The 12,670-nt window shown below is 73.7% G+C and carries 11 protein-coding genes; 9 read left to right on the plus strand and 2 right to left on the minus strand.

All coding sequences use genetic code 11. The annotated features are described in order from the left end of the window. Positions 1-56 precede the first annotated feature (56 nt). A complete protein-coding gene (gene bcp / locus ACFVTF_RS16970; protein ID WP_063349225.1) occupies positions 57-533 on the minus strand; it encodes a thioredoxin-dependent thiol peroxidase in 477 nt (158 codons plus the stop codon). 146 nt (positions 534-679) lie between these two features. On the opposite strand from bcp, the gene ACFVTF_RS16975 reads away from it, so the two are divergent. From ACFVTF_RS16975 to ACFVTF_RS16985, 3 genes are all read left to right on the plus strand, one after another. Continuing rightward, positions 680-1,021 (plus strand): DUF3618 domain-containing protein, encoded by a 342-nt coding sequence (locus tag ACFVTF_RS16975; RefSeq protein ID WP_371518712.1) that lies wholly within the window; start codon positions 680-682, stop codon positions 1,019-1,021. A 286-nt stretch (positions 1,022-1,307) separates the two neighbouring features. After that, the gene (locus ACFVTF_RS16980; RefSeq protein ID WP_079136310.1) at positions 1,308-1,610 is read left to right on the plus strand and encodes a co-chaperone GroES; all 303 of its coding nucleotides are present in this window, start codon (positions 1,308-1,310) and stop codon (positions 1,608-1,610) included. A gap of 125 nt (positions 1,611-1,735) precedes the next feature. Continuing rightward, positions 1,736-2,914, plus strand: coding sequence for a winged helix DNA-binding domain-containing protein (locus ACFVTF_RS16985; RefSeq protein WP_387814238.1), 1,179 nt, complete (start codon positions 1,736-1,738; stop codon positions 2,912-2,914). A gap of 61 nt (positions 2,915-2,975) precedes the next feature. Here ACFVTF_RS16985 and ACFVTF_RS16990 read toward each other — a convergent pair whose 3' ends face one another. After that, positions 2,976-5,339: a transglycosylase domain-containing protein gene (locus ACFVTF_RS16990; protein WP_387814240.1), complete on the minus strand. Its 2,364-nt coding sequence runs from the start codon at positions 5,337-5,339 to the stop codon at positions 2,976-2,978. Between the two features lie 271 nt (positions 5,340-5,610). On the opposite strand from ACFVTF_RS16990, the gene ACFVTF_RS16995 reads away from it, so the two are divergent. From ACFVTF_RS16995 to ACFVTF_RS17020, 6 genes are all read left to right on the plus strand, one after another. Next, positions 5,611-6,480, plus strand: coding sequence for an ABC transporter permease (locus ACFVTF_RS16995; protein ID WP_387814242.1), 870 nt, complete (start codon positions 5,611-5,613; stop codon positions 6,478-6,480). Then, on the plus strand, positions 6,473-7,300 hold the full coding sequence (locus tag ACFVTF_RS17000; RefSeq protein ID WP_387814244.1) for an ABC transporter permease: 828 nt from the start codon (positions 6,473-6,475) through the stop codon (positions 7,298-7,300). The genes ACFVTF_RS16995 and ACFVTF_RS17000 overlap by 8 nt, the downstream gene beginning before the upstream one ends. 49 nt (positions 7,301-7,349) lie before the next feature. Further along, positions 7,350-8,309, plus strand: a complete 960-nt coding sequence (locus ACFVTF_RS17005) for an ATP-binding cassette domain-containing protein (RefSeq protein WP_371518724.1) — start codon at positions 7,350-7,352, stop codon at positions 8,307-8,309. 129 nt (positions 8,310-8,438) lie between these two features. Continuing rightward, positions 8,439-9,671 (plus strand): glycosyltransferase family 2 protein, encoded by a 1,233-nt coding sequence (locus ACFVTF_RS17010; RefSeq protein WP_387814246.1) that lies wholly within the window; start codon positions 8,439-8,441, stop codon positions 9,669-9,671. A 94-nt stretch (positions 9,672-9,765) separates the two neighbouring features. Beyond that, the gene (locus ACFVTF_RS17015) at positions 9,766-11,061 is read left to right on the plus strand and encodes a nucleotide sugar dehydrogenase (protein ID WP_387814402.1); all 1,296 of its coding nucleotides are present in this window, start codon (positions 9,766-9,768) and stop codon (positions 11,059-11,061) included. Positions 11,062-11,284: 223 nt separating this feature from the next. Continuing rightward, a complete protein-coding gene (locus tag ACFVTF_RS17020) occupies positions 11,285-12,604 on the plus strand; it encodes a DUF445 domain-containing protein (protein WP_371522821.1) in 1,320 nt (439 codons plus the stop codon). The last annotated feature ends 66 nt before the right edge of the window (positions 12,605-12,670 follow it).

Below are 12,670 nucleotides of genomic sequence, written 5' to 3' on the forward strand. Positions count from 1 at the left end.
GGCGCCGGAGCGCCAGGCCGTCGAGCGCCAGGCCTCCGGGGTCAGACCTCCGGGTGTCAGGCCGTCTCGACCTTGAGGTCGCGCAGCAGCTTGGCGACGTGCCCGGTGGCCTTCACGTTGTACAGCGCGCGCTCGACCTTGCCCTGCTCGTCCACGATCACGGTGGAGCGGATCACGCCGACGTAGGTGCGGCCGTAGTTCTGCTTCTCGCCGTAGGCGCCGTAGGCCTCCAGCACCTGGTGGTCCGGGTCGGACACCAGGGTGACCTTGAGGTTCTCGGCCTCGCGGAACTTGCCGAGCTTCTCCGGCTTGTCCGGGGAGACGCCGATGACGTCGTAGCCGGCGCCGGCGAGGACCTCCAGGTTGTCGGTGAAGTCGCAGGCCTGCTTGGTGCAGCCGGGGGTGAGCGCGGCCGGGTAGAAGTAGACGATGACCTTGCGGCCCAGGTGGTCGGCGAGGGACACCTGGTTGCCGTCGGCGTCGGACAGGCTGAAGGCGGGCGCGGTGTCGCCGGGCTGGAGACGCTCACTCACGGGTAAATCTCCTGTTGCTGGGGCGGGCGGTCATAGCACGGCAAACTTACCTCCGATGGTGGGTGGGGTCGCGCGGCCCTGCTCGGCAACTGACAGACTGGGTCAGTCGCACAGGACAACATCAGCAAGTGAATGGGGTGGCCCGAGTGGGCGAGGCGAGCACGAAGGACAAGTCGGCGCGGACGACCGCCCAGATCGAGGCGGACATCTCCCGGACCCGCACCCAGCTGGCGGCCACCCTGGACGAGCTGGCCGTGCGCGTCCACCCGAGCACGATCAGCGCCCAGGTGAAGGCGAAGGCCGTGGCCGCCGTCGAGGAGAAGGCCGGCCGGGCGTACGTGGCCGCCAACGGCGTGGTGGAGAAGGTGCGGGCGCAGTTCGTGGACGAGAAGGGGCAGCCGCGCAGGGAGCGGATCGTCCCGGCCGCGCTGGTCGGCGTGGGCGTGCTGCTGCTGGTGGCTTCCGCCCGGAAGCGCCGCAAGGGCTGAACGGGCACGGGGTGAGGGCCGGGCGCGGGAGGCGTCCGGCCTTCGGTGTGCCCGGGCCCGGGAGGTGTGACCGGCTCCGGGGGCGGGTGCCCGGGCCCGGAGGTGTGACCGGCCCCGCGGGTGCCGCGGCTTCCCGCATGCCGGGCCAGCGTCACGCCGCGCGCCCGGGGGCGGTACCTTCGGGACCGTGAGTACGAACGACGAACCGACCCCGCAGGCCTCCTCCGCCGTGTCCGAGTACGAGGCGGCGCGGCACGACCGGCTGGGCGAGAAGCTGCCGATCCGGATGCTGCACGACCGCGTGCTGGTGCGGATCGAGGGCAGCGAGGGCGAGCGCCGCTCGACCGGCGGCATCCTGATCCCCGCGACCGCGGAGCTGTCCAAGCGCTGCACCTGGGCGGAGGCCGTCGCGGTGGGCCAGAGCGTCCGCTCGGTGGAGCCGGGCGACCGGGTGCTGTACGACCCGGAGGACAAGCTGGAGGTCGAGGTCCGCGGTGCCACCTACGTGCTGCTGCGCGAGCGTGACCTGCACGCGGTGGCGGCGACCCGCTTCGGCGACACGGAGGGCTCGACCGGGCTCTACCTCTGAACCTCTGAGCACGGACGTGGTGTGAGCCGGTCGGGGCGGTGCCCCGGCCGGCTCCTTGCGTCCGGGCCTGTCGGTGGTGGGCGCCAGGGGCCGGGCCTGTCGGTGGTGGGCGCTAGGGTCCGGGCATGACGAGGCGTGTGCCGGTGATCGGCGAGGGTGAGCGGCGGGCCCGGGTGGGGCGGCGGCAGTTGCTGGCGCCGTCGGTGCGGGTGGCGCGGGTGGAGCAGGTGGCGGACGCGCTGGTGGGGCTGCACGCGTCGGACCCGGCGACGGTGTACCTGTCGGCGTGCGCGCGGCTGGTGGAGCCCTCGGCGGCGGAGGTGGACCGGGCGCTGTACGAGGACGTCACGCTGGTGAAGCTGCTGTCGATGCGGCGGACGCTGTTCGCGGTGACGGAGGGCTTCGCGCCGCACGTGAGTTCGTCGACGGCACGGGCGATCGCCGCGAGGGAGCGGGCGACGCTGCTCAAGCACCTGCGGGACCACGCGGACGGCTGGGACGAGGCGCGGCTCGCCGGGGCGGAGCGCGCGGTGCTGGCCGCCGTGGCCCGGCGCGGTGAGGCGACGACGAAGGAACTCGGCGACGACGTACCGGAGTTGCGCGAGACGATGCTGATGTCGGCGGGCAAGCCGTACGAGAACCGGCAGAGCGTGGGCAGTCGGCTGCTGCGGGTGCTGGCCGCGGACGGGCACGTGCGGCGGGGCCGTCCGCGCGGGTCGTGGCTGAGCAACGTCTATCCGTGGGCGCCGGTGCCGCAGTGGCCGGACGCGCCGGTGCGGGAGGCGAAGGCGGAGGTGGTGCGGCGCTGGCTGGCCGGGTACGGCCCGGCGACCGTCGAGGACGTGAAGTGGTGGACGGGCTGGACGCTGGGGGACACCCGCCGGGCGCTGGCGGACGTGGGCGCCGAGGACGTGGAGCTGGCGGGCGGGGCGGCGGCGCTGGTGCTGCCGGGGGACGCCGGGCCGGTGGCGGAGCCGGAGCCGTGGGCGGCGCTGCTGCCGGCGCTGGATCCGACGGTGATGGGCTGGCGGGGGCGGGACTGGTACCTGCGGCCGGAGGACGTGCCGGCGCTGTTCGACCGGGCGGGCAACGCCGGGCCGACGGTGTGGTGGTGCGGCCGGGTGGTGGGCGGCTGGGCGCAGCGGCCGGACGGCGAGGTGGTGTGGCGGCTGTTCGGTGATGTGGGGGCGGAGGCCGGGGCGGCGATCGCGGCGGAGGCGGCGCGTCTGGCGGGCTGGCTGGGGGAGGTGCGGGTGACGCCGCGGTTCCGGTCGCCGCTGGAGCGGGAGTTGGTGGCGGGGTAGTCCACCGGCCGGCGGTGCGGTTCACCGTTCGGCGGGGTGGTCCACCTGCCGGTGAAGCGGCTCACTGGGCGGGCGGGGTGGCCCGCTGGGCCGGTGGTGTCGCGCTCGTCGCCGGGTTGGTGGCGGCGCCGGTGGTGCTGGGTGGCGTGGTCGGGTGGGTGGGCCTGGTCTGGGTGGGGCGGGGGGTGGGGCTGGACTGCTCCTGGGTGGTGGTGGGTTGGGGTGCCTGCGGGCTGGGCTGTTCCTGGGTGGTGGTGGGCTGCGGGGCGGGCGCGCTGGGGGCGTGGGTGGGGGTGTCGGGCACGGGGGTGCTGCTGGGGGGTTCCTCGCTGCTGCCGCCGCCGGTGGCGGGGGTGGTGGCGGTGGGGCTGGGGGTGGTGGTGGCGCTGCTGCTGGGGCTGAAGCCGGGGGCGGGGGTGTCGCGGCCGGTCTGGAGGTCGAACTGCTGGGTGGCGGTGCCGTCGAGGGCGGCGCTCATGTAGGCGGTCCAGATCCGGGTGGGGAAGGTGCCGCCGTTGATCCGGGCGAGTCCGGCGGTGCCGGCCAGTGGTTCCTTGGCGTGGGTCTTCGGGTTCTCGCGGAACAGGCCGACGGTGGTGGCGAGTTCGGGGGTGTAGCCGGCGAACCAGGCGGAGAGGTTGGAGTCGGTGGTGCCGGTCTTGCCGGCGGCGGGGCGGCCGAGGTCGAGGGCGGCGGCGCCGGTGCCGCGGGGGCCGATGACGTCGCGCAGGACGTCGGTGACGGTGTCGGCGTAGGACCGGTCGATGGCGTCGACGGGGCTGTGGTCGGGCATCTTGGGGGCGTCGACGGCGCCGCCGGTGTGGACGCGGGCGAGTTTGAGGACGGACCACGGGGCGTTGGCCTGGCCGTGGTTGGCGAGGGTGGCGTAGGTGCCGGCCAGGTCGAGGGCGCTGGGGGTGGCGGTGCCGAGGGTCATCGAGGTGTTGGCCGGGTCCATGCCGCGGACGCTGTCGGGGATGCCGAGTTTGACGGCGGTGTCGCGGACGCGGGCGAGGCCGGCGTCGACGCCCTCCTGCGCGTACACGGAGTTGACGGACTTCACCATGGCGTAGCGCAGGGTGATGTTGCCGTAGTCGACGTCGTCCTCGTTGGGCGGCGCGTAGGGGGTGGGGCCGCCGGTGACGGGGCGTTCGCTGGTGCCGTCGTAGCGGGTGTCGGGGGTGATCGGCCGGCCGTCGAGGGTGTGCTGGGCGATGAGGCCGGCGGCGAGGTCGACGGGTTTGAAGGTGGAGCCGATCTGGTTGTCCTGGCGCAGGGCGTCGTTGTAGGGCTGTTTGGCGTAGTCGGGGCCGCCGTAGACGGCGACGACGCGGCCGGTGGCGGTTTCGACGGAGGCGCCGGCGACCCGGACGTCGGTGTCGGTGGCGGGGCGGCGCTTGGGGTCGAGTTCGTCGGTGAGTTCGTCCTGGACGGCCTTGTGGAAGGCGTCCTGCTTGGGCTTGTCGAAGGTGGTGGTGATGCGCCAGCCGCCGGCCTTGAGGGTGGCGGTGTCGATGATGCCGGCGGAGACGAGGTAGTCGTCGGCGACGCCGACGAGGTAGCCGGCCTGGCCGGAGAGGCCGGTGGCGGGCTGGGGGTCGATCGGTTCGGGGAAGGTGGTGGCGGTGCGTTCGGCGTCGGTCAGGAAGCCGAGTTGGACCATGCCGTCGAGGGTGTAGTGCCAGCGGGCGATGGCCTTCTCGCGGTTGGCGGGGGTGGCGGTCTTGACGTCGTAGCTGCTGGGGGCCTGGAGGAGGGAGGCGAGGTAGGCGCCCTGGGCGAGGGTGAGGGCGGAGACGTCGACGCCGTAGTAGGCGTGGGCGGCGCTCTGGATGCCGTAGGCGCCGCGGCCGAAGTAGCTGCTGTTGAGGTAGCCGGCGAGGATCTCGGGCTTGTCGCGCTGCTGGTCGACCTTGAGGGCGATGAAGAGTTCGCGGCCCTTGCGTTCGATGGTCTTGTCCTGCGTCAGGTAGTAGTTCTTGACGTACTGCTGGGTGATGGTGGAGCCGCCTTGGGTGCCCTTGCCGGTGAGGGTGTTCCAGCCGGCCCGGAGCATGCCTTTGAGGTCGATGCCGCGGTTGCGGTAGAAGGTGCGGTCCTCGGCGGAGACGACGGCGTGCTGGGTCTGCGGGGGGATCTGGTCGATGGTGACGTCGGTGCGGTTGACGGCGCCGGTGCGGGCGATCTCGGTGGTGTCGTCGGCGTAGAGGTAGATGTTGTTCTGGGCGACGGCGTGGGCGTTGGGGTCGGGCACCGGGACGATGACGTAGAGCACGGCGAAGGCGCCGACGGTGAGCAGGAGCGCGGCGGTGAGGGCGCCGAGCGTGATGCGCCAGGTGGGCAGGAGCCGGCGCCAGCGGGGGAGGGCTCGGCGGGCCGCGCGGCGGGCGGCTCGTTTGGCCTGGCGTCGGGTGCTCAAGGTCATGCCGCGATTATGTGCTATTTGATGGCCGATCAGGGGGTGGTCGGGGGGTTGGCGTGCTCGGGGAAACCGGGTGCGGCGGCTGGTCCTCGGCGCTACGGTGAAAGGTGCAAACCAGGTAGCGCCGCACGTGGCGCACTCGCATAGCGCACCCAGTTCCGCCAGCTCCGCGCGTTCGGCCCGGTACCCCCGGGTTCGGCCGGTCGGAGCCGCTGGGGTGTGCGCGGACGTCGGCGGGCATTCATCTGCCCGTATTTGTCGACAAGGAGACAATATGCTGAATCTCGCGCCCCCGGAGACGCGGACCGCACGCCCTCCTGATCCCACCGGGCCGCTCCCCGTCCTCGGGCTCTACGCGGCCGTCGCCCGCGGCGCCTTCCGCCGCTACTCCACCTACCGGGCCGCCACCGTGGCCGGCGCCTTCACCAACACCGTCTTCGGCATCATCCTGGCCTCCTCCTTCCTCGCCCTCTGGCAGGCCCGCCCCAACCTCGGCGGCTACGACCAGAGCCAGGCCGTCACCTACATCTGGGTCAGCCAGGCCCTGCTGGTCACCGTCGCGGTGTGGGGAGGCGGCTTCCAGGACGACCTCCAGGACCGCTTCCGCAGCGGGGACATCGCCGTCGACCTCTACCGCCCGGTCGACTTCCAGGGCTGGTGGCTGGCCACCGACCTCGGCCGGGCCGCCTTCCAGCTGCTGGTCCGCGGCACCGTGCCGCTGCTGGTCGGAGCGATGGTGTTCCGCACCCGGATGCCCGAGCGGCCGCTGACCTGGGCGGTCTTCCTGCTCGCGGTGCTGCTCGCGCTGGTGGTCAGCTTCGGGCTGCGCTTCCTGGTCTCGATCACCGGCTTCTGGCTGCACGACTCGGACGGGGTGCGCTCGGTGATGCTGGTGGTCTCGATGTTCTTCTCCGGGATGCTGCTGCCGATCGCGCTCTTCCCCGGCCTGCTCGGCGACCTCGCCGCGGTGCTGCCCTGGGCGGCGCTGGTGAAGGTGCCGACCGACGTCTTCCTGGAACGCGCGACCGGCGCCGGCCTGCTCGGCGCGCTCGGCTTCCAGCTCGCCTGGGCCGTCGCCCTGCTCGCCGCGGGCCGGGGCGCCCAGTGGCTGGCGACCCGCAAGGTGGTGGTGCAGGGTGGCTGAGCCGATCGTGCCCCGCACCGCGTGGGCGGTCCGCTCCTGGTGGCTGTGCGCCCGGATGTGGATGCGCTCGATGATGGCCTACCGGGCCTCCTTCGCCCTGAACCTGGTGGCCAGCCTGGCCACGCACTCGCTGGACTTCGTCGTCCTGGTGCTGATGTTCCGGCACACCGACCAACTGGGCGGCTGGCGCCTGCCGGAGATCGCCTTCCTCTACGGCACCGCGACCTTCGCCCTCGGCGTGGCCAACATGCTGGTCGGCTCGGTCGAGGGCCTCGGCGTGCGGATCGTCAACGGATCGCTGGACACCATGCTGATCCGGCCGGCGCCCGCGCTCGCCCAACTGTGCGCCGAACGCTTCTCGCTGCGCCGGCTCGGCCGCCCCATCCAGGCCCTGGCGGTGCTCGCCTGGTCACTGGCCACCCTGGACGTCCACTGGACCTGGGACCGCGTGCTGCTGGTGCCCGCCCTGCTGGTCTGCGGCAGCGTCATCTTCGGCGCGATCTACGTCGGCGGCGCGACCGTGCAGTTCTGGTGGGGCGAGTCCAAGGAGATCCAGAACTCCTTCACCTACGGCGGCGCGACCCTGCTGCACTACCCGCCGACCATCTTCGCCAAGGAACTGGTGGCCGGCGTGGTCTTCGGCGTCCCGCTGGCCTTCGTCAACTGGCTGCCCGCCCTGCACGTCCTCGGCCGGCCCGACCCGCTCGGCCTGCCCACCGCCTTCCAGTACGCCTCCCCGCTCGCCGCCGCGATCTGCGTCGCCGCCGCCGGGCTCGCCTGGCGGGCCGGGCTGCGCGCCTACCGCGGCACCGGCAGCTGAAGCCGCCGAGGCACCGGCAGTCGAACCCCCTCCTACGCAAGGAACTTCCATGGCACTGATCGAACTCGAGGACGTCCGCCGCACCTTCACCGTGCGGGTCCGCACCGGCCGCTTCAGCCGGGTCAGGCGCGAGGTGCGCGCGGTGGACGGGCTGAGCTTCACCGTCGAGGCCGGCGAGTGCGTCGGCTACATCGGCCCCAACGGCGCCGGCAAGTCGACCACCATCAAGATGCTCACCGGCATCCTCGTGCCCTCCGGCGGGCGGCTGCGCGTCGCCGGAGTGGACCCGGCCCGCGAACGCGTCGCGCTGGCCCGCCGGATCGGCGTCGTCTTCGGCCAGCGCACCACGCTCTGGTGGGACCTCCCGCTGTGCGACTCCTTCGAACTCGCCCGCCGGATCTACCGCATCCCCGACCGCCGATATCGCGAGAACCTCGCCCGCTGCGTCGAACTGCTCGACCTGGAAGGACTGCTGGACACCCCCGTCCGCCAGCTCTCGCTCGGCCAGCGGATGCGCGGCGACCTCGCGGCGGCGCTGCTGCACGACCCGCAGGTGCTCTACCTGGACGAGCCGACCATCGGCCTGGACGTGGTCAGCAAGGGGAAGGTGCGCGAGTTCCTGCGCGAGGTGAACCGGGACCGGGGCACCACCGTGCTGCTCACCACGCACGACCTGACCGACATCGAGCAGCTCTGCGGTCGGGTGATGGTGATCGACCACGGCCGGGTCGTCTACGACGGCGGGCTGGACGGCCTGCACGCCACCGGGCGCAGCGAGCGCACCCTGGTGGTCGACCTGGCCGAGGCCCGGCCCGCGATCGAGGTGGACGGCGCCCGGGTGGTGAAGGTCGAGGGGCCCCGGCAGTGGCTGGCCTTCCCGGCGCAGCAGAGCGCCGCGCCGATCGTGGCGGCGGTGGCCGCGCGCTATCCGCTGGTGGACCTGTCGGTGCGCGAGCCGGCGATCGAGGACGTGATCGCGCGGATGTACACGGAGGTGGCGATCGGCTGAGCCTGCCGAACACTGAACGCGCGTTCGGGCGCTGTCACCCGTCCGGGGAGGGCACGTGACTCCCCGGCGGGAAGCCGAGTTGACGTTGCATCGCTCGGCGAACAGCACACCGGAGGGCAGCGCTTCTCGATGACCGGACCCGATGTGACCGTGGTGGTCGCGGTCTACAACACCATGCCCTACCTCACCGCCTGCCTGGACTCGCTGGTCGGGCAGACCCTGGCGCCCGGGCGGCTGGAGGTGGTGGTCGTCGACGACGGCTCCACGGACGGCGGCGAGGCCGTCCTGGACGACTACGCCGCCCGCCACCCCGGGCTGTTCCGGGTGGTGCACCAGCCCAACTCGGGTGGCCCGGCGGCCCCCACCAACCGGGGCCTGGCGCTGGCCCGCGGCCGCTACGTGCTGTTCCTCGGCGCGGACGACTGGCTCGGCGCCGAGGCGCTGGAGCGGCTGGTCACGGCGGCCGACGCCTGGGGTTCGGACGTGCTGGTGCCCAAGCAGGTCGGGGTGAACGGGCGGCTGGTGCCGCAGGGGATCTTCCACGCCAACGCCGAGTCCGTCGGCTTCACCGACTCGGCGCTGGCCTGGGCGCTGTCCGACACCAAGCTGTTCCGGATGGACCTCGTCCGGCGCCACGGGCTGCGCCGCGACGAGGAGTTGAAGGTCTTCTCGGACCAGCCGTTCACCCTGGAGGCCTGCCTGCGGGCGGGCCGGGTGTCCGTCCTCGCCGACTACGACTGCTACTTCCTGGTGCTGCGCGAGGACTTGGGCAACGTCACCCAGCGGGCCGGGGTGCTGGACCGGCTGCGCGGGATCGCGGCGCTGCAGCAGGTCGCCGCCGATCTGGCCGCGCCCGGCGGGGAGTTGGACGCGATCCGGGCCCGCAGCTTCGCCTGGGACGTGCCGCGGCTGCTCCAGGACGACTTCCTGCTGCTCGACGACGCCGTCCAGGAGCAGGTCTGCGCCGAGGTCGGCCGGCTGATCGAGCGCTTCGACGCCCGCGCGGTCTACCAGCGGCTGCCCGTCGCCGAGCGGCTGCGGCTCGAACTCGCCGCGGCCGTCCGGCCGGAGGCGCTGCGGGACCTGATCCGGTACGAGGCCGCGCACGGCGACCCGCCGGTGGTCGTCGACGGGCGGCGGCACTACGCGGGCTACCCGGCGTTCCGGGATGCCCGACTGGGCCTGCCGGACGAGCTGTTCCTGCTGGGCGAGGAGCCGGTGCGGCCGGCGGTGGAGGTCCCGCCGCTCAACCTGGCCCAGCAGCTGTGGCGCGGCGCCGTGCCGGCCCAGCTGCGGCGCGGGTTGCGGCGCTACCCGGTGTGGCGCCGGCTCGCCAACACGGTGAACGGGGGCCGGGGGTGAGCGGGGGCACGCCGGAGGCCGGGGGTGCCGGAGGTCGGGGGCCCCGGAGGAAAGGGGACACGAGGATGAGCGGGGTGCGGGGATGAGCCGGGCGATGGACGTGTGCGTGGTCGGGCTGGGCAAGCTGGGCCTGCCGCTGGCCGTGCAGTTCGCGCTGAAGGGGCACCGGGTGACGGGGGCGGACATCGCCCCCGGGGTCGTCCGCAGCGTCAACCAGGGCGTGCCGCCGTTCCCCCGGGAGGCGGGTCTGGACGAGGCGCTGAAGCAGGTGGTCGCCGAGGGGCGGCTGCGGGCCACCACCGACACCACGGCCGCCGTCGCCGCCGCCGAGGCCGTGGTGCTGGTCGTCCCGCTGGTCACCGCCGCCGACGGCACCCCGGACTTCGGCCTGCTCGACGCGGCCACCGACGCCGTCGCCGCCGGGCTGCGCCGGGGCACCCTGGTCAGCTACGAGACCACCCTGCCGGTCGGCGTCACCCGGGGCCGCTGGGCGCCCCGGCTGGCGGCCGGCTCCGGGCTGGCCGCCGGGGCGGACTTCGCGCTGGTGTTCAGCCCGGAGCGGGTCCGGACCGGGCGGGTCTTCGCCGACCTGCGGCGCTACCCCAAGCTGGTCGGCGGCGTGGACGCGGCCTCGTCCCGGCGCGGCGCCGAGTTCTACCGGGCCGCGCTGGACTTCGACCCGCGCCCCGACCTGCCCCGGCCCAACGGCGTCTGGGAGCTGGCCTCGGTGGAGGCGGCGGAGTTCGCCAAGCTCGCCGAGACCACCTACCGGGACGTCAACATCGCGCTGGCCAACCAGTTCGCCCGGTACGCCGACCGGGTCGGGGTGGACTTCGCGGAGATCGCCGACGCGTGCAACTCGCAGCCGTACAGCCACCTGCACCGGCCCGGCATCGCGGTCGGCGGGCACTGCATCCCGGTGTACCCGCGGCTGTACCTGTGGAACGACCCGGACGCGACGGTCGTGCGGGCCGCCCGGGAGGCCAACCTGGAGATGCCCGGGTACGCGGTCGGGGTGCTGGACGGCGCGCTGGCGGGCGGGATCGCCGGGCAGGGCGTGCTGGTCCTCGGGGCGGCGTACCGGGGCGGGGTCAAGGAGACGGCGTACTCCGGGGTGTTCCCGCTGGTCGAGGCGGTGCGGGCGGCGGGGGCGCGGCCGTACGTCAGCGATCCGCTGTACCGGGGCGCGGAACTGGCGGCGCTCGGGCTGCCCCCGTACGAGGGGGAGCCGGTGGTGGCGGCGGTGCTCCAGGCGGACCACCCGGAGTACCGGGAGCTGGAGCCGGAGGACCTGCCGGGGGTGCGGGTGCTGCTGGACGGGCGGCGGTGCACGGATCCGGCGGCGTGGGCGGTCGAGGGGGTGCGGCGGATCGTGCTGGGCGGGGCGTGATCCTGTTGGGCGGGGCGTGATCGTGTGCTGGGCGGGGCCTGATCGTGCTGGGCCGGGTCTGGGGGGGGCGGGCTCCGACGGGCGTGCGGGTCGCCGCGTCGGAGGGCACAGCCGCACCGCACGCGGCGTGAGGGGGCGGGTACGGGGCGTGCGCCCGGCTGCGCGCGAGGCGTGCCCGGGCGCGCAACCAGGCGCGTGATCGCGGGGCGCGCCCTCGCCTGCGCTGGCCAGCGGGCAGACTGGCGGGGTGAGTGACGAAGCCTTCAGCGGTACGGGCCCCGGGGTCCGGTTCACCGCCGCCGACGAGCAGAAGAGACATGGCGTCCGCCGGATGAAGACCATCGCGACCGGCCTGCTGGCCTTCGCGAGCCTGGTCTTCGCCCTCGCCACCTGGGCCAAGGCGGCCGGTGCCGGCTCCTGGGCCGGGTACGTGGCGGCGGCCGCCGAGGCGGGCATGGTCGGCGCGCTGGCCGACTGGTTCGCGGTGACGGCGCTGTTCCGCCGCCCGTTCGGCCTGCCGATCCCGCACACCGCGATCATCCCGACCAAGAAGGACGCCTTCGGGCGCTCGCTCGGCGAGTTCGTCGGCGACAACTTCCTCTCCGGGCACGTGGTGCGCGGGCGCCTCGCGTCGCTGGGCATCGCCCGGCGGCTGGGGGAGTGGCTGGCCGCGCCGGGCAGCGCCGAGCGGGTCACCAAGGAGGCCTCGGCGGCGCTGCGCGGGGTGCTCGCGGTGCTCCGGGACGACGACGTGCAGGCGGTCGTCGCCGAGGCGGTGACCAGGCGGGCGGCGGCCACCTCGGTGGCCGAGCCGATGGGCCGGATGTTGGGCAAGGTGGTCGCGGACGGCGGGCACCACGGCGTGGTCGACCTGGTGGCCGTCCGGGCGCACGGCTGGCTGACCGCCAACCACGAGGAGGTGGTCCAGCGGGTCACCCAGAAGACCCCGGGCTGGACGCCCAAGTTCCTCGACCAACAGGTCGGCGAGCGGGTCTACAAGGAGCTGATGCGGTTCGTCACCGACATCCGGGACGACCCGGACCACCCGGCCCGCGGCGCCATCGACAACTTCCTCGCCGACTTCGCGACCGAACTGCAGACCGACCCGGAGACCATCGCCCGGGTGGAGCGGGCCAAGGTGGAACTGCTGGCCCGGCCCGAGGTGCAGGACCTGATCGCCTCCACCTGGGCGGCCGTCCGCACCCTGGTGGTGAACGCGGCCGGAGACGAGGACAGCGAACTGCGCCGGCGCATCCGCGAGGGCGTGGGCAGCTTCGGCGCACGCCTGGCCACCGACGCCAAGCTCCAGGCCAAGGTGGACGGCTGGCTCCAGGACGCCGCCCAGTACCTGGTCGACACCTACCGCGCCGAGATCACCTCGCTGATCTCCGAGACGGTGGCGGGCTGGGACGCCGACGACGCCTCCCGCAAGATCGAGGCCAACGTGGGCCGCGACCTGCAGTTCATCCGGATCAACGGCACCGTGGTCGGAGCCATGGCGGGGCTGCTCATCCACACCGTGGCGACCGCCCTCGGAGGCTGACCGCGGGGCGGCCTATCCTTGCCAGCACCTGTCGGTACGCGCGTAGAGGAAGTAGGGAACCACCGT

The organism is Kitasatospora sp. NPDC057940 (genome assembly GCF_042887425.1).
Classification (GTDB): Bacteria; Actinomycetota; Actinomycetes; order Streptomycetales; family Streptomycetaceae; genus Kitasatospora.

Bases quoted from the DNA above. Each gene is read 5' to 3' on its own strand.
- ACFVTF_RS16985 (WP_387814238.1), top strand. From the start codon at position 1,736: ATGACGAGGCGTGTGCCGGTGATCGGCGAGGGTGAGCGGCGGGCCCGG.
- ACFVTF_RS17010 (WP_387814246.1), top strand. From the start codon at position 8,439: ATGACCGGACCCGATGTGACCGTGGTGGTCGCGGTCTACAACACCATG.
- ACFVTF_RS16990 (WP_387814240.1), bottom strand. From the start codon at position 5,339: ATGACCTTGAGCACCCGACGCCAGGCCAAACGAGCCGCCCGCCGCGCG.
- ACFVTF_RS17015 (WP_387814402.1), top strand. From the start codon at position 9,766: ATGGACGTGTGCGTGGTCGGGCTGGGCAAGCTGGGCCTGCCGCTGGCC.
- ACFVTF_RS16995 (WP_387814242.1), top strand. From the start codon at position 5,611: ATGCTGAATCTCGCGCCCCCGGAGACGCGGACCGCACGCCCTCCTGAT.
- ACFVTF_RS17005 (WP_371518724.1), top strand. From the start codon at position 7,350: ATGGCACTGATCGAACTCGAGGACGTCCGCCGCACCTTCACCGTGCGG.
- ACFVTF_RS16980 (WP_079136310.1), top strand. From the start codon at position 1,308: ATGCTGCACGACCGCGTGCTGGTGCGGATCGAGGGCAGCGAGGGCGAG.